The sequence below is a fragment of the Aureibaculum luteum genome, assembly GCF_003449015.1.
Taxonomy (GTDB): Bacteria; Bacteroidota; Bacteroidia; order Flavobacteriales; family Flavobacteriaceae; genus Aureibaculum; species Aureibaculum luteum.
The window spans coordinates 1-16,827 of record NZ_QRGD01000002.1 but is presented as its reverse complement, the minus strand read 5'-3'; the positions used below and the strand labels follow the sequence as shown (position 1 = coordinate 16,827).

Here is a 16,827-nt window from a genome sequence, read left to right as displayed (position 1 = left end):
AGAGTAAAATACGGAATATCAGAATATTAAATCGTTAATTTTGAATAAAAAAATAAATTGTCCTTTAAATTACACCATGCATTTAATTGGAACCAAATGGAAACCTTTAATTCTATTTCATTTGTTAGAAGGTGCACTGCGATCTGGCATATTGCAAAAGAAAATTCCAGGTATTTCAAATAAAATGTTTACTCAAACTGTAAGAGAGTTAGAAAAAGATGGGCTTATTTCTAGGAAAATTTTTCCTGTAGTTCCTCCTAGAGTGGAATACAAATTAAGTACAAGAGGAAAATCACTTGAGAAAATCCTTAGAAGTTTAGATAGCTGGGGAGCAAATGATTGTCAAAATTAAATACTTGCTTTAATTCTAGATGTATATAAAGCCTATCCTTGATATCCACTTTTTTATCGAATTGAAATGCCTGCTATAATTCCATAATCAGTTATTTCAAGTGTTGAAAAAGCTGTGGAATCTGGAAGTCCTTCTAGCCTACTCCAACTATTCCCGTTATTCCTTGATCGGTATATTCCTATCCATTGTGCAGAAAAAATAGTATTACCTATCTATAATGGTTTTTGTTTTCGCTTCAATTTTTGGTCTTTTAACTGAATCAATTTTTTCGGGGGGTTCTATATTTTTACTTTGGATTTTTTGGATACATCCATAGGAAGTTAATAATAGTACGAAAATGAAAATTTTATAAATTGTTTGTTGGTTCATATTGTTTTCATTTACTTAATGGATAAAAATAATGATCCTAGAAAATAGTTACCGTGTTAAACAACTAATGTAGTTCATTTAAATAATAGCGTCAATGCTAAAAAAATACTAAAATTATTTTTTAATTGACCAGCCTAATTATTGTTAAAAAAGTCTATCAAATTTGAATGTCGTTATAAAATAAAGCATTCCTGTTGTAGCCAACAAATGAATTGCAAAGCCAATATAATTGATGACTTTTACATATGTTTTTTTATAAAAACCTTTAATAGAATAAAGAGCAAATAGTAAAATACAAGCTTCCATACCTATTACAAACAATTCTCTAAATTCGAAATTATGTTGCTTTATATGCATGCTATTTAGTACCCAAAAAATAAATATACCTATCACTATTACCGCATTTAAATACGATATTATTAAAGTCGTTTTTTGCATTTTATACCCGATAGTAATGGCTGCTAAATGGCCAATCAAAATCATAATCAATGCTGTAATTACGTATATATCATTCATAGGTATTCATCGGTATGTTCGTTTTTCTGTAATAATAGGTAACGTATGTGTATTTGTTTGGTTGCTTGGTTCAGCAACTAATTTAGTTAATATAAACCAAACGCTAAGCAAATTAGGCCTTTCATACCTACTTGTGGAGGATTTTACAAGTAGGATCGTGCCAAGCAATAAATTTCATATGATGTTACCAAACGTTTTCATCTACGCTTTAATTTTTTAGAGGCGTATTCATCCAGTAATCTGAAAGATTCTTCAAGGGAGCAATAGGTTGGTTTTTAAAAATGGGTTCAGTCTTAAGCATATACAAAGTGTCCAATGGTTTTTCAGCATTTATATTAAGTTCTTGAACAAAAAACTCTCTATATTGATTATAACTTGCATATTCTTGTTGGTGCATTACATTGCCATAAATGTCCTTTATGTTTTTGGTTTTTACCATTACATCTTCAAAGACAGATTTGCTTGATGATTGCATTTTTATAGAGTCAAAAACCATTTCTTTATTCAGATATAATAACACTATATTATTTTTAACTTCAATTCGATCAATTTTTAATTTTTTATCATTATAAGATATTCTATAATTTCTTTTCTTCATGGCATCTTTTAATAATGGAGTATTATTAAAAGTTAGCTCAATACTATTATAAGTAAGTTCATTACGTTTTGTGTAATTGATTTTCGCATCAAGTGGGAAAAATTTTGGAGGTTGTAAGCTTTCAAATGAGTTCTTAAAAGAAATATAATTAGGATACATTATTCCTTTATGTGATTGATATTCTAATATGATTTCATAAAGCAGTTTTTCAAGATTTTTTTCCTTTGTTTTTGATAGGTTAGGATCCGTTTGTAATTTATTTCGAGATCCTACTGATTTTTTCTTATCATAAACCGCATATTGCATTTTATAAATTTTAAAATCACCTTTGCTAATGAAAATTTTACCCGAAACACTAATGTTTTCTAACGTTTTATAAATATCTATAGAATAAAGAGGAATGTTATCAATAAAGGTATCAGGTAGTAGTTTAAGTTCATGATTTATAACAAAGTTTTCATCTAAACGATTTACAAAATCATAACTATCTATATTGTAGTTGCGTATAGCATCACTTAATCTAAGAATAGTGTACTCATTACCTCCTGGTGCACTTATAGTGGCATTAGAAATGACTTTCCTTCTGTTCGAATAATCATAAGGCTTGGCAGCAATGGTATCAGTTGGGAAGAATGGGTTCTTTTTGTACTGATATATTCTTGTTTGAGTTTCATTTAAATCGTTAACACCAAAGCCAGAATCAAAAACTTGCATTAAAGCTTCATTTAGATTTAAATACTTTCCTTCTTTTATTTGATAATCTCTATAATAGCCCACGTAGGAAAATGGCATGAAAGAATAATTTTCAGGAATTTTATCTAATGCCAATTGAACAATTTCTTTCGCACTCCTTCTTTTCTTATAAGTTATAAGCACTACTTCATCCAGTGTTTCTATTATTTCAATTAAAGTTATTGGATTAATTAAGTTCTTATTAAGGCCTAGTAATGGTATTTCCTTTGAGGAATATCCGATTGAAGATATTACCAAAGTGTCTCCTGATATTTGAAATTTAGAAGGTATTTTAAATCCTCCATCAATGTTAGATATTAATCCTTTAGCCTTATTTTTAATTAGTATGGTTGCAAAGGGTATTGGAGTATTATCTACAGAATTCATTAATTTACCGTAAATAAATTCAGCTTCTTGCCCTTCTATTTTATTGGATTGAAGTATAAGGATTAATAATAAAAATAAGCCTAATTTATTAGAAATTGAGTACATCAAATGTTATGTCTTATCTTGATTATCCAAATGTTGAGTAATGGTCTTGTATTTTGTATGCTTCACTCATGTGTTGGATAGTTTAAGCACCTAATTTAATAAATAAAAACCTGATTTTTATGCGAAAAGTAAACTGAAATAGATTGTTTTGTAATTTGACTTATAATGACCTTTTTTTACAACCGTTGTTTTTAAAAGGTATTAATTATTATGTAATGTTTCAAAATGATTTTTCACAAAGGCATCTTTTTCATTATCCGTCATTTTATCAGCTGGCTCAATGTCAATTTTTATATCTTTAAAATGCAAATCTTTATTTAAATAATTATGTAATTCTACTTTAGCATTTGTAGGCCCAAATAAAACGACATGATTATATTTTAAAATTTTACTTCCAATTTTTTTATAAAATTTTTCATGCATTTGTTGTCTTTTGTTATGCATTAGTATTTCGCTTTTAATCAAAGCTTCTTCTTTTGTTTCTGAAGTAAAGTTTGAGACAATAGAGCGACTTTTATTCTTTGAATTTAAATTAATTAAATCTGCTGTTGAATGATCCATCCAGATCCCCAAATTATTTTTTGATTCCATTTAATACGTATTAATATTTTTTATTTTTTCCAATAATGGTTTCCACCGTAGTTTTTATTTTATCAATTGCACCTGTTACGGCAAGTTCTATACTATCTGCCTGATTCGTTATAGCAACAGGTGGTCTGCCTTCTAGTCTGGCTTCTAGTAGACACGAGATGTCATTAGATCCACCTTTATTTCCATTCTCATCTTTCAAGTGAACTTCTATTCTCGTGATATGTGATTCGAATCTGTGTAATGCTTGTGCAATTTGAAAGGTAAAAAAATCACTACTTCTTTTTTCTCCAGTAAGAGTGTTGTCGGTATTTATTAAAATTGTCATATTTTATAGTTTTTTAATGTTTTTTCGCATACGTTTCTAATAAGTTATTTAGGGAATCTAAATAACTTTTTAATTCTATGTTATTTATTCCTTTATCCACATTGGATAGGAAGCTTCTTGGTATTTCATTTATGTATTTAATCAGTTCTGGATGTTCCTCTTGAATTTTTGTGGTTGTCAATCTGATTTTATCATTTAGTTCGTTTTGTGATTCCATTTTCAATAATTTTTAAAAACAATAAGTTTCTTTTTTAAAGATACTTTTTATAAATACTAAAGAGAATTAACCATCAATAGCATGTTTCCGTATATCTTTTCTTTTAGTTTTATCCACAAGATTTAAATGTGTACAGGCCATTATTATGCATTATGCTGCTTTTGTTATGATTTTCCTCTTGACGATTCATATCAACTTCTAGATACCTTTTTGCAGAAACGTAAAAACATCCTACTGTTTTTCTGTGGTTTTTACTCCCCTTTTATTTTTGTCAAAAGGATTACTAGTTGTCTGTTTTTTAATTTTTATTTTGTTGTTTTTTTATTGTTGTTTTTTCGAAATCAAAATGGTCCGTTAATTGGTTGGTATTACCATTTGGATTTGTTGGATGAGTCTGTACTTTTGTTATTTTAAATTTCTTTCTATCTTTAATCATTCCCATTATTTGTTGTTTTAATTGTTCATTCTTAGTATAAAGCTTTAATACTCATACATTGCCAATACTATGTTAATACCTAAAACTTTAACTAAGCAATTAACATCTTTTATTAAAGTTAAGCTTGGCTAATTGTTTTTTTTGAGAGGATAGTTGTAATAAATAATTACTTGGTAGTTCTGAAAATAGCTAGTTAAAATTAAGTAGCCTTATTATAGGATAGGTCAACATTACAACTAACCGTTTGTATATGTTTTACCTTCGGTGATTATTCTCCCAAGCTTGTTTTAGTTCTTTCCATCGCGGCATGCTGGCTCTTTCGCTAAAAAGGTTTGCTAAACCTTTTTTAAACACTTCTCCCTGTTTCAAAATGCTGAACAAAAATCACCTTGTTTCTACAGTTGTTTCGTGCTTAAACAAATAATTTAGCTAATAAAAACCATCTCCACACTTCGGGAGAATTCAGAAGTCTCGAAACACGAGATATTTCACTTCGGGTTCATAAGTAAGGTAAAACCCAGTAATGGGTTACAGTCATTGTTAGCTTTTCGCTATTTTTATTTATTTATTGACTCTTTCATCATTTCTTAATAAATGAGGAGATGCAATTTTAGCAAATTTTATCTTCCTCCTGGAGGACAGTGTAATTTTAAATAGTTAGTATATAAAGTGGATAAATGTTCAAATGTACCTTCTCCTTCCCTAAATCCATGAGACCTGTTTGGATAAGGCATAAATTGAAATTGTTTATTGTGTTTTATCAATTCGTTTACTAACATTTCAGCATTTTGATAATGCACATTATCATCTCCCGTTCCATGGATATAAAGTAAATTTCCCTGTAGGTTTTTGGCATAGTTAACGGGAGAACCATTACTAAAGTCTTCCATGTTTTCTTGAGGCAAGCCCATATAACGTTCTTGATAAATATTATCATAGGTTAATTGATTTGCAACAGCCGCAAGTGAAATTCCAGTTTTGTAAATCTCAGGATATTTAAACATCAAATTTAAGGTGGCAGAACCTCCTCCACTATGGCCCCAAACTGCTATCCGATCAGCATCTACAAAATCCCATTTCAAAATTTCTGTAGCTGCCTTGGCTTGATCGTTTACATTTATTACACCTATTTTTTTATAAATAGACTTTCTCCATGCCCTACCCTTTGGAGCAGGAGTCCCTCTATTATCTAATGAAATGTAGATATAACCATCATCTGCCATACTCCCTTTATAAAACCAATTCATACCCGCATAATAGTTGTCGTTTACAGTGGTCATCGCGGGTTCTGTATACACATAAAACACCACAGGGTATTTTTTACTTGGATCAAAATTTGTTGGCTTTACCATCCATCCGTCCATTTCAACATTGTCTGCAGTTGTTATGGTAAAGAACTCCGTGCCTGGTTTTTCTTCCCATTTTTTAATGTTAGTAAGGATGCTTTCTTCTTCGCTTAAAGCCTTTTGATTGGCAACAGTTATAAACTCTTTTACCTCTGGCGTATAATGGTTGGTAAAACTATGTTCAGCATAACTACCATTGGATGAGAAAGAATAATCATGCGTTCCTTTTAAGCTTTCAGGACTTAGTAATTTGTTTTTTCCTTTACCATTTAATTTGGACTTATATAAATACTTTTGAGTAGCATTATCAGGTGAAGCTAAATAGTATACATATCCTTCTTTGCTGTTGATGTATTTTAAATCAATAACATCATAATCGCCTTTTGTAATAAGAATTTCTGGTTTTCCTTCTAAAGAAACTTGGTATAAATGTCTCCATCCATCTTTTTCTGATGCCCAAAGGATACTATTTGTTTTTTTAAGAAAACTAAAATTATTGATATAATCAATTTCATAAGGATTGCCTAATTGAAATAAATCTACCCAAGCTTCATCTGATTCTTCATGAATCACTTTAGCACTTCCTTTTAAGGCATCGGCAATATATAATTTACTATGGTTTTGCTTTCTATTTAATTGTTGAATTAAAAGATTGTTTGTTGTAGGTATAAATTCCATTCTCACTAAATAGTTTTGTGAAGCATCCCCAGGAATATCCATCCAAGTTGTTTTATTATCAGAAAGTGATACCACACCAACCCTACAAGCAGAGGGACTTTCACCAACTTTAGGATATTCTAAAGGCACTAACTTCGAATAGATTGAATCTGTATTGTTAATCATATAAAACTTCTTGATGGCACTTGCATCTATTTGCCAATAGGCAATAGATTTGCTATCTGGACTCCAACGAAATCCGTCTCTACAAGCAAATTCTTCCTCGTAAGCCCAATCAAATGTTCCATTTATTAAAGAAACTGTGCCATTAGTTGTTAACGCTTGAACCTTGCCACTTGTATAATCTTCACTATATAAATTGTTATCAGAAACATAAGCTATGGTGTTACCATCGGGAGAGAATTTTGCAAACATTAGGGAGGAAGGAGGAAGGCTCTTTCCAATTTGAGTAAGCGTTTTTGTTTTAAAGTTAAAAACCCAATAATCTCCTTTGGTATGTAGTCTCCAAACTTTTTTAGTATTGGTGAATAATAATACTTTTTGTTGGTCAAAAGAGAATGTAAAATGAGCCACCGTTATTGGCTCTGATTTCCCTGATGGAGTAAGTTGTGCATTTGAAATGACCGTTTTCGGCTCATGGTTAGGGAGGGTATAGCTTACAAGTTGATTTTTTTCTAATTTAAAATAAGCATCTCCATTGTTTGTCCAATTAATTTGAGCTTCTAAGTTAAAATTAAAAGAGAAAATGCAAACGAACACGATAATTTTAAAGATATTTAAATTGATGATCAAGAAATTTTTTACGTGTTTCATTGGTTAATTTTTAGGGTTAATTATTTTCTTTTTATATCTATGTCAATTACAAATTATCCATATTGTGCATAATGTAGGCAAACATGTTTGTATATGGTTTACTTCGCTAATTCGCTTCGCTCGTGTGTTGCGTGGTTCAGCAACTAATTTAGCAAATAAAAATCGAATAGAAAATCAATAAAATGAGCAAAGTGAACTGACGTTAGCAATTTTCGTAAGTTAGGATAGAATTAAATATAAATTATATACCGTGTTATAAGTAGCTTTTTTTTTACATTACTTGCTCAATTTCAGTATCCGAAATGCTCCTTGAATTACCAACAAAAAAACGATTGTTCCGATGATTAAATCAGGTTTATTGGAACTCAAATAATTTACTAAAATTCCAGCAATTATTACTCCCAAATTTATAATCACGTCATTAGAGGTGAAAATCATACTGGCTTTCATATGTACCTCGTCTTTGCTCTTTGACTTTTGCAAAATATAAAGACAAATTCCGTTTGCGATAAGTGCAAAAATAGATACGATAATCATTGTCGAAAAATTGGGAAGGTTCTCGTCTCCTAAAAATCTTCTTAAAACTTCTACAAATCCAATAATCGCAAGTGTTATTTGAAAATATCCAGCAAGTTTTACAATCCGCTTTTTCTTTATTATGGTTCCTCCAACCGCAATCAAACTAATTCCGTACACGAAACTATCCGCAAGCATATCTAGACTGTCGGCAACAAGTCCCATTGATTTTGAAATAACTCCTGTCGTCATCTCGATTATGAAAAAGGCAAAATTGATTGCAAGTACAGACCAAAGTAGCTTTTTTTGGTTTGTATTTTCTTCAAATTCCGTTTGGTCGGTTTGTTCCGTTGCCATTTTTTTTCCGCCTAAATTCAATTCGATAATTGATTTTTCGATTTGATCAATTTCTCCACTGTGAAAAACGGTCAATTGTCGATTCGGAATATCAAAGTCCAAATTAGCAATACTTGAAATTCCGTCCAATTTCATTCGGATTAGATTTTCCTCTGATGGACAGTCCATTTTTGTAATTTCAAATAGTGTTCTATTCACTCGGTTTCTGGGTTTTCGCCAATACTTACAACGTTATGTCAAAGTTCAGCGGGATGTTTAAGCACCTAATTTAACAAATAAAAGCCATCCCGACGCTTCGATTTTCTTAAGTACAGTAAAATCAAGCACTATTTTTATCCTTTATTCAATTGTTTTAAAAAACGTTGTTCTTTGATGGTACCGTATATTATAATGGCGATAACACCTAGAAGAGAAATAACACCTGAAATTATAATATAGGTATAGAATCCTTTGGAAAAGTATTCCTTAAAATAAGGCAATAGCAGATAAAACCCAATGATGTAAACTGCAATACAAACAGGTGTAATCACATAATTTATTAGTAATCGAATTTTATAATACCTTTTCAGATAGGCGTAGTACGGTTTTTGAGCCATTGAAATAAGTTGTTTTTCTTTACGATATACCGTATAAAACTCTAAGACAATTCGAAAAGTAAGACTAGAAATCATAAGTAAAAGTCCTAAATTAAAGGTATTCCATTCACTGAATGCGAAATAAAAAGCATAGACCATTAAAACCACCACGGTTACAGACATCACAGTGATACTGATATATTGGCTATTGCGTTGTTTCTTTGCTTTTGTAATTATGTCCTTAGCATTAAAGTTTGAGATATCATTACGTTGACTTCCCCATAATTTATCTAAATTATCATTTTCCATTTTTAATACATTTTAAAAGTGATTTCCGAATACGACTTAAACGTGTTCGTAATGTTCCGTGTGCCAAACCAACGGTATCTGCAATAGTAGCTTGTGGTATGTTTTCTAGTTCTAATAATATCAATGCTCTATTTTGCTCGTTTAGTTGGTCAATACAGTGATACATTTTTTTGATATTCTTTTCTGTTTCATCAGAAGCATCATCAGTAACATCAGGACTACTAGTTGTTAATACGTCTTCATTAATAGTACTATTTCTTCTGGATTTACGTAAATCTCCCAAACATACATTTACGGCAATTCTATAAATCCAAGTGTCAATTGACGACTTCCCTTTAAATGAATTGCTATGTTTCCAAACCTTAATAAAAGTTTCTTGAAGCCATTCTTTTGCAAGCTCATCATTACCAGACGCATAGCCTAAGCACAATCTATGGACTTTAGAAGCATATGAATTATAAATACTTGTAAACTCTTGTTCTCTATTCATTCTTTGATGATAAAATCGTTTGTATTTGACTTAAAAACCATTTCGGTTTGTCTAACATAATAAAATGGGCACTGTCATCAGCTACAATAAAATCATAATTTTTTAAATTTTCGTATTGACTTTTATAAGTTTGTGTAACCATTTCTTTTCCAAAAGGTTTTGATGCTGCAATTATGGTTACAGGAATCGATATCTTTTTTAAATCTTCTCGAAGGTCTAATTTAAGATAATCGGTATATCCATAAACATATGTTTTTCGGTCAGCTTCTAGCATCCAATTTTTAATTCTTTCTTGTGCTGATTCTTTGGTACTCATTCCTTTTGACATCGCTACCGCAATTTGTTCAAATTCTTTATCACTCATGGCTAATTGCCGATCATTATAGGGGTTTTCATAGACCAAGTTTTCAGGATTGTAATCAGGGATCATTAATGCACCAGAAGCTGGTAGAGCATCAATTAATACGATTTTTGATAGTTTCAAATCATCATTACTCGCAAGCCAAGTAGCAATTGTACCTCCCAAACTGTGACCAATTATAGTCGCATTTTGTAAATTATTGTTTACTATATAGCTTTTAATGGCCTCGTTTACTTTTGGTAACCAAGGAAATTCAATAGGTTCCTTTCCTCCAAAACCCGCTAACGTAACGATGTGGCATTCGTAATTCTTTTCTAACTCTTTTACTAATGGATTCCAAATTTCTCCAGGAACTGTAAAACCGGGAATTAATATTACAGGGTTACCTTTTCCTGTAACTTCTATATGGATAGGTTCATTTTCGTTGGTTGCGTAAATTGATAAAGTAAATACACAGAAGACTAATAATACAATAACATTTTTCATTGTTTCTAAGTTTTGATTTCTCTTTAGATGCGGAACTCAAAAAATGTTACATTTTATTTTTAAAAGTGAACTAAAATAGATTCAATTTATTCTTGGAGAAGGGATGGTCATACTGTTACCGAAGGTCTTTAACTATGCTATTTTTAATAATATACTTTTATTTCATCAGGTTCTTTAATAAACTGCATGAATTTTCTAATCTTTACAGGGATTTTAGTTCTTTTAATATATGTTATATCCCATTTATCTAATTTTTTTATAATAACAATAATATCTTTTTCAAATTCTGTTTTTGGTTTCCTTATCTCAATATTAGGTGGTTTATTTAAGTTAAATATTGTGTCAATAGTTTTTATATATTCAGATTGCAAATGTTCATGAGAGGTTAAGTTTACAGCCAAAAGTTTTCCATTTTCATCAATATCAACTACAATATTAACTCTATTTTCAATATAACTTTTACCGTATTCTTTTTTGTAAAAAATTTTTAATAGTGAATCTATATCAACTTTTGGTTTTGAATTCGTGAATCGACCATCAAAATTTGTAAAAATATATTGGTTAATTTTAAATTCATTAGCATTGTCTAGAACTCTCTGTTCCCTTTCAGAGACACCATTTGTATTCAATGGTCTTGAATTTGAGCAATTATAACCAAAAGTCAGTTTATCATTCCAATAAAAAGCATAAACCAACCATTTTTCATTGTATTCAACATTCCAATCGCAAGAAGTGTAGGTTCCGGTATATTTCCCTTCTGATTTGAATGTGAATTGGAGAAATTTTGGGTTATTCCCTTTTATATAATGCTTTAAGATCTCGAATTCCACAGTATAATTTAATGAATCAGGAGAATATATTTTGGAAATAATTTTTCCTTCAAATACATATTCTGATTCTTGAAATTCAAGAATAGGTTTTGGAATATCACAAGTACAAGCATTCATTTTTATAAATGAAAATAGAAAAAATATTAAAATTAGAATTTTCCTCATCATGTCTTGTCCAGTACTATGGTTTATAAAAATCTAAAGATACCTGTAATCTTATTTCAATAAATAAGTTAATGAAACTTGACTTGCATTGCACTACAGTTCTTTGTTAGCTTTAATTTTTTAGCTTTCTGCAAATTTTATTAATGGTTTTATATTTCCATTGTCAGCTTCTCTTAATGCTATGATATACTCTTTTCTTGTTTCATCTGCTCTAATCATATTTGATTTGTGCCAACTGAAAATTTCTTTTCCGAAAATGAATTCAATAATTATATCAGCCATCATTCTTGAGTGTCTACCATTTCCATTAGGAAAACAGTGAATTGCTACGATTCTATGTTTAAATCTTATAGCAATTTCTTTAGGCGGATAAATCTTTTGTTCTAACCAATATTTAGTATCATCAATTAGATGTTTTAGTTCCATTCCGATTTGAGACCATTTTATTCCAATGTTTTTGTCAGTCTTTCTAAATTCACCTGCCCATTTCCAAACATCTTCGTACATTTTTTTGTGTAAATCTTTTATAAACTTTTCAGTCAATATTTTTTCAGGTTTTAAATTAGCTCGAATAGTCCATTCTACAGCTTTTTCAATATTTAGCTGTTCAAATTCATTGAGTTCTGTTTGCGTTGTTATTGATTTTATTTTTAGACCTTCTTTTTCGTCTTCATCTATTGGTGTTTGGCCATCTGCGTATTTTAAATCTAATCCCATAATGACTTTCTCATTTCCCTTTTTATTTCATTAGCCAAGTCATTTATTGAATCATCAATTTTATCTTCACTGATTCCTTGATTCTCTAATTTCATATTTTGATTGGTCCTTAAAACAATTTTTCGGGCCAGTTTTTTAGCCTTCACGTTGATTAGACTTTCAATGGTACCATCTTTAGGAATAAAACCATAGATAAATTTCATATCCAAGGCATTACCAACATCCTTTAGTTTATTGATGGTTATCTGACCCGTAGCTTCACGTTCCTCAATTTTTTGAATAGCTCCTTTAGTCAAGTCAAGTTTGGTCCCTAATTGGTCCATTGTCATATTAAGAGTGGTTCTAATAGTATTTACCCATCCTTTTTGTGGAATCAGGATCGTTCCTGCATCTTTAAAATTAGCCAGTTTTTGGTCTAATTGTTCTATGAGTAGTTTTTTTTTGTTTCTCATTTGTTAATATTTTATACATATAAGTATGTAAATTAAAACAAAAGTATACAAATATGTATAAATAAACAAATAAAAGAATACATATAAGTATTATTTTATGTAAATAATCATACAAATACGTATGATTAAGTTTACCTAAAAGGTTCTGATATAGATGTTTAGGCCTAAAATAGGACTACAGGTTAGTTCCGAAGCTTCGGGAAATTTTACGCTGATAAATTATAGTTCCTCTTTGGTGTTCTAAAGTCTAAAAACACCTGTAATTTTTCGTGTATTGCACAGCAGTTCACTTACGTTTAATACCGCTACTTTTTGAGTTATAATAAGAAAGAATAAAAGAGAGGATTAAAGTTACTATTAATTAACTTTAATCCATTTAAGAAACATCGTTAATAAATTATCCCTTTATTTTACTTTTAAATTCTTCAAATTCAGATTTTTGCTTTTTGGGCCAGCTATTATTAGAAGTATCTACATCGGCAGTCTCTAAATCTGGATCTATGGCGATATTTATGATTTCTTTATTAGAATAAACTGCTTTGGTAACTTCTTTATCATTGTATCTCCAAATTTGAGCTGGATACGTTTTTCTATCTTTTGAACCATCCGCATAGGTATACTCAACAATAATTGGCATTACTAAACCACCTGGCTTATCAAATGTAATTTCGTAGAAAAATTTAGAATTGGCTTTTTTGGCAGACTCAAATTTTAATGCTTTTGTAGTATCTTCAACAAAATTAATTTTATCTCCTTCTCCAGCTTCGGCATAGAACTTTTTTACATTTTTAATACCTATATCTGTGACATCAGTTGTATAGAACCAACCTCTCCAGAACCAATCTAAGTCAATAGCAGAAGCATCTTCCATTGATCTAAAGAAATCTGCAGGTGTTGGGTGTTTAAACATCCAACGTTGAGAGTAGGTTCTAAAAGCATGATCAAATAATTCTTTACCCATTATGGTTTCACGTAAAATCCACAATGCAGTTGCTGGTTTTGCATAGGCATTGCTACCAAAACTATATAGATTATCTCCTTTTGACATGATCGGAGCTATTCTAGATTGATCTCCATCCATATAATCAACAATGTTTTTTGGCAACCCTCTCCCTAAAGGATATCCTTCTTCATAATCCATCATGGCCAACATTTGAACAAATGAATTTAAACCTTCATCCATCCAAGTCCATTGACGCTCATCAGAATTTACAATCATCGGAAAAAAGTTATGTCCAACTTCATGAATTGTCACACCTATCATTCTATATTTTGTTCTGTCTGAGTAGGTTCCATCTGCTTTAGGCCTTCCAGGATTGAAACATATTTGCGGATATTCCATTCCCATTTGTCCATCTACAGAAATAGCCTTGTGATACGGGTAATCGAAGGTATATCTAGAATATGTTTTTAAGGTTTGAGCGGTAGCTCGTGTAGAGTGATCGCCATATAATGGATTTGCTTCTTTAGAATAATAGGAATAAGCCATAACCGTTTTTCCATTAATATCAACAGCCATACCATCCCAAATAAATTTTCTAGAGGTAGCAAAAGCATAGTCTCTCACATTTTCTGCAAAAAACTTCCATGTTTTTGTTTTCTTAGAAAAGCCTTTTTCAGTTTTTATAGCTTCGTCTTGTGTTTGAATTACAACCGGATTATCAAAAGATTTTTTTGCTTCTGCTAACCTTATTAGTTGTGTTTTTGTTAAAACATCTTTTTCATTCAGTAATACCCCTGTTGCTCCAAGCATATGGTCAGAAGGTGTGGTAATGTTTACCGTATAATCACCAAACTCTAAGGCAAACTCACTTCTTCCCCAAAATTGATCATTTTGCCAACCTTCTACATTATCATACACACATAATCTCGGAAAGAATTGGGCAATAACATAATTGTTATTACCATCAGCAGGAAAATGCTCAAAACCAGACCTACCACCTTCAACTCTATGATTGTTTATATTGTACCACCACGCCACCTTGAATTGAAATGTTTCACCAGCGGCTAACGGTTTTGGTAAGTTTATCCGCATCATGGTTTGGTTAATTGTATGTGACAAACTACTATCATCTATATTGGTAACACTTGTAATATTGAATCCACCATCAAAAGGCTTATTTATATAGGTTTTGTCAAATCTAACCTTTGTAGTGCCTTCTGGAATTTTACTGGGTTGAATATCTGGAGTTTTAGAATCTGCTGCACGCTTATTTTGATCTAATTGTAACCATAAATAGGTGAGCTCATCTGTTGAGTTATTATGGTATGTAATTGTTTCACTTCCTGTAATTTTTTGTTTGGCATCATCTAAAACAATATCAATAACATAATCTACTTTTTGCTGTGTATAGTCTTTACCAGGAGCACCAGAGGCAGTACGTTGCGTATTTGGGGTTGCTAGTACATCTTTAAGCTGTCTAAATTTATTTTGATTTGTATGTCCATCCTGCGTTGCTCTAGTTGGGGTTTGTGCAAAAACAGCAGTTGAAATAAACAAAATAGATAGTACAACAGTAGTTAATTTCTTCATGTTTTAATTTTTGGAGTTTTAAATGAGGACTAATTTATAAAAAAAACAGTACTTGACAAGAATGTTTAAAAATTCAATATTTTTTTGGGACTGATATTTATGATAACAATAGAATTAATAGTTTTTTATTACATTTTGAATAGTACAACTTTCAGATCTATGTAATGGCCTTCAACGTTTTTTGAAGCCTACTTTTAACTAAAATAAAACTGTTGGTTTTAGTAGTGTATTACTTTCTAGATATGTTGGAGGCTTTTCGCAAGAAAGCTTACACTATCCGTTAATTTTATAAGGTGTTGTACACTGTTTTTCTCCGTTCTGTTGTACATTTTTCAAATTTTAATCCCACTGTTTAATACTCTTTTTTTTCTGGTATACAATACGAAGATATTTTTTCAATTTCACTTTTTTCATTAAATTCATATACATCACAGGCAGAAACAAAATTTATTCTTTTTCCGTCTTGTTTAAATTCCGCTGTTCCAATTATTATCACTTTATTTTCAGAAACGAGAATATCATTTGTTTTAAAATCGGTTTGTACAGATTTAAAATATTCAGATGTCTGTACGCAATTTTCTTTAACAGCATTCTTACCCTCAAAAATATTTTCTCCGATAACATTCCAAACTATTTCGTCACTTAAATATTCCATTATGTTTTCAAATTTTCCGTTCGAGAAAAGTGCTGCTATTTCTTTTTTTGAATGTTCCATTTTTCTTTGAAGTTAAATTCTTTTTAAAGGGTTATGTAACTCATTTGCTTATCCAGTTAGCTTTGCTCGTGTGTTACGTGGTTTATGCCTCTAATTTAGCAAAAAAAACCATCCCGACGCTTTGTGAGAAATTCCGAAGTCTCGAAACATGAGACATGACTCTTCATGATTCGTAAGTAGGTAAAAAGCCATCAATTAATTATACAATCTATTAGCAACTGATTATTTATGTAGCTTGAATTTTGTATTATCACTATAAATATTAACTTTTGAAACGGTTTCAACGATTTGCTTTTTTTCATTCAAATATTCATCACCTTCTTCAATAGTTTTAAAAGGTTCATATTTAATTTTTATTTTAACACTATCGCTATCGCATGCAAGCCAGTTATAATTCCGGCCATTCATTAACAATTCACTACTTGTTTTTGATTTAATGGTTAAATAATCTTTGTCAGTAACTTCAAGGTGTTTAAATTCTGAATTATCTTCCCAAATCGGGATATCTTCGCATTCCATTGTATTCGTAAAGAAGTCAAACCTTGAGTTGAAAGTATTATTGGGTTTCAACATAATAATATCTTCGTTGGAGTCATTAACAACATCAAAACTTAGCATTATTCCACCAATATTATCTACATAAGTTTTTTCAGAATTGATTTTAAAATAGATTTTGGATTTAGATGTATTTTGTTTAATCGTTTTACAACATGAAAATAATAGGAAAATTATTAAAATGAAAATTAGTTTAAATCTCATGATTTTTGTATTTGTTGCTAACGTCAGTCTGTCTAATAACCTGCCGTATTTTTTGTTTAATCTTACCAAATTACAGGTTTTGTTTTAAACAACGAGT

General features: G+C 30.5%; 18 protein-coding genes. 1 reads left to right on the top strand and 17 read right to left on the bottom strand.

Annotated features, from left to right (window positions below; all coding sequences use genetic code 11):
- Nucleotides 1-76 precede the first annotated feature (76 nt).
- Nucleotides 77-352: a winged helix-turn-helix transcriptional regulator gene (locus D3P13_RS05330; RefSeq protein ID WP_117880292.1), complete on the top strand. Its 276-nt coding sequence runs from the start codon at nucleotides 77-79 to the stop codon at nucleotides 350-352.
- A 513-nt stretch (nucleotides 353-865) separates the two neighbouring features.
- Here D3P13_RS05330 and D3P13_RS05325 read toward each other — a convergent pair.
- The 17 genes from D3P13_RS05325 to D3P13_RS05245 form a co-directional block, all read right to left on the bottom strand.
- Nucleotides 866-1,237, bottom strand: coding sequence for a hypothetical protein (locus tag D3P13_RS05325; RefSeq protein ID WP_157972833.1), 372 nt, complete (start codon nucleotides 1,235-1,237; stop codon nucleotides 866-868).
- Nucleotides 1,238-1,445: 208 nt separating this feature from the next.
- On the bottom strand, nucleotides 1,446-3,059 hold the full coding sequence (locus tag D3P13_RS05315; RefSeq protein WP_117880289.1) for a carboxypeptidase-like regulatory domain-containing protein: 1,614 nt from the start codon (nucleotides 3,057-3,059) through the stop codon (nucleotides 1,446-1,448).
- A gap of 201 nt (nucleotides 3,060-3,260) precedes the next feature.
- Nucleotides 3,261-3,650: a hypothetical protein gene (locus D3P13_RS05310; RefSeq protein ID WP_117880288.1), complete on the bottom strand. Its 390-nt coding sequence runs from the start codon at nucleotides 3,648-3,650 to the stop codon at nucleotides 3,261-3,263.
- A gap of 10 nt (nucleotides 3,651-3,660) precedes the next feature.
- The gene (locus tag D3P13_RS05305) at nucleotides 3,661-3,975 is read right to left on the bottom strand and encodes an HPF/RaiA family ribosome-associated protein (RefSeq protein WP_117880287.1); all 315 of its coding nucleotides are present in this window, start codon (nucleotides 3,973-3,975) and stop codon (nucleotides 3,661-3,663) included.
- 13 nt (nucleotides 3,976-3,988) lie between these two features.
- The gene (locus tag D3P13_RS05300) at nucleotides 3,989-4,192 is read right to left on the bottom strand and encodes a hypothetical protein (protein WP_117880286.1); all 204 of its coding nucleotides are present in this window, start codon (nucleotides 4,190-4,192) and stop codon (nucleotides 3,989-3,991) included.
- A 298-nt stretch (nucleotides 4,193-4,490) separates the two neighbouring features.
- Nucleotides 4,491-4,634: a hypothetical protein gene (locus D3P13_RS22060; RefSeq protein ID WP_198679971.1), complete on the bottom strand. Its 144-nt coding sequence runs from the start codon at nucleotides 4,632-4,634 to the stop codon at nucleotides 4,491-4,493.
- 614 nt (nucleotides 4,635-5,248) lie between these two features.
- Nucleotides 5,249-7,465, bottom strand: a complete 2,217-nt coding sequence (locus tag D3P13_RS05295) for a S9 family peptidase (protein WP_117880285.1) — start codon at nucleotides 7,463-7,465, stop codon at nucleotides 5,249-5,251.
- A gap of 276 nt (nucleotides 7,466-7,741) precedes the next feature.
- Nucleotides 7,742-8,536, bottom strand: a complete 795-nt coding sequence (locus tag D3P13_RS05290; RefSeq protein WP_198679970.1) for a cation transporter — start codon at nucleotides 8,534-8,536, stop codon at nucleotides 7,742-7,744.
- Nucleotides 8,537-8,670: 134 nt separating this feature from the next.
- Nucleotides 8,671-9,222 carry a hypothetical protein gene (locus D3P13_RS05285; RefSeq protein ID WP_117880283.1) on the bottom strand — a complete coding sequence of 184 codons (552 nt, stop codon included), beginning with the start codon at nucleotides 9,220-9,222 and terminating at the stop codon, nucleotides 8,671-8,673.
- A complete protein-coding gene (locus D3P13_RS05280; RefSeq protein ID WP_117880282.1) occupies nucleotides 9,212-9,712 on the bottom strand; it encodes an RNA polymerase sigma factor in 501 nt (166 codons plus the stop codon). Before D3P13_RS05280 ends, D3P13_RS05285 begins: the two co-directional genes overlap by 11 nt.
- Entirely contained in the window at nucleotides 9,705-10,559 is an 855-nt protein-coding gene (locus tag D3P13_RS05275) for an alpha/beta fold hydrolase (protein WP_117880281.1), read from the bottom strand. Before D3P13_RS05275 ends, D3P13_RS05280 begins: the two co-directional genes overlap by 8 nt.
- Before the next feature lie 143 nt (nucleotides 10,560-10,702).
- A complete protein-coding gene (locus D3P13_RS05270) occupies nucleotides 10,703-11,506 on the bottom strand; it encodes a hypothetical protein (RefSeq protein ID WP_117880280.1) in 804 nt (267 codons plus the stop codon).
- 168 nt (nucleotides 11,507-11,674) lie between these two features.
- On the bottom strand, nucleotides 11,675-12,271 hold the full coding sequence (locus D3P13_RS05265; protein WP_117880279.1) for a mobile mystery protein B: 597 nt from the start codon (nucleotides 12,269-12,271) through the stop codon (nucleotides 11,675-11,677).
- Nucleotides 12,262-12,723: a mobile mystery protein A gene (locus D3P13_RS05260; protein WP_117880278.1), complete on the bottom strand. Its 462-nt coding sequence runs from the start codon at nucleotides 12,721-12,723 to the stop codon at nucleotides 12,262-12,264. The genes D3P13_RS05265 and D3P13_RS05260 overlap by 10 nt, the downstream gene beginning before the upstream one ends.
- 397 nt (nucleotides 12,724-13,120) lie before the next feature.
- The gene (locus tag D3P13_RS05255) at nucleotides 13,121-15,256 is read right to left on the bottom strand and encodes a M1 family metallopeptidase (protein ID WP_117880277.1); all 2,136 of its coding nucleotides are present in this window, start codon (nucleotides 15,254-15,256) and stop codon (nucleotides 13,121-13,123) included.
- A 352-nt stretch (nucleotides 15,257-15,608) separates the two neighbouring features.
- Nucleotides 15,609-15,971, bottom strand: coding sequence for a nuclear transport factor 2 family protein (locus D3P13_RS05250; protein WP_117880276.1), 363 nt, complete (start codon nucleotides 15,969-15,971; stop codon nucleotides 15,609-15,611).
- Between the two features lie 222 nt (nucleotides 15,972-16,193).
- Entirely contained in the window at nucleotides 16,194-16,730 is a 537-nt protein-coding gene (locus tag D3P13_RS05245) for a hypothetical protein (protein ID WP_117880275.1), read from the bottom strand.
- Between the last annotated feature and the right edge of the window lie 97 nt (nucleotides 16,731-16,827).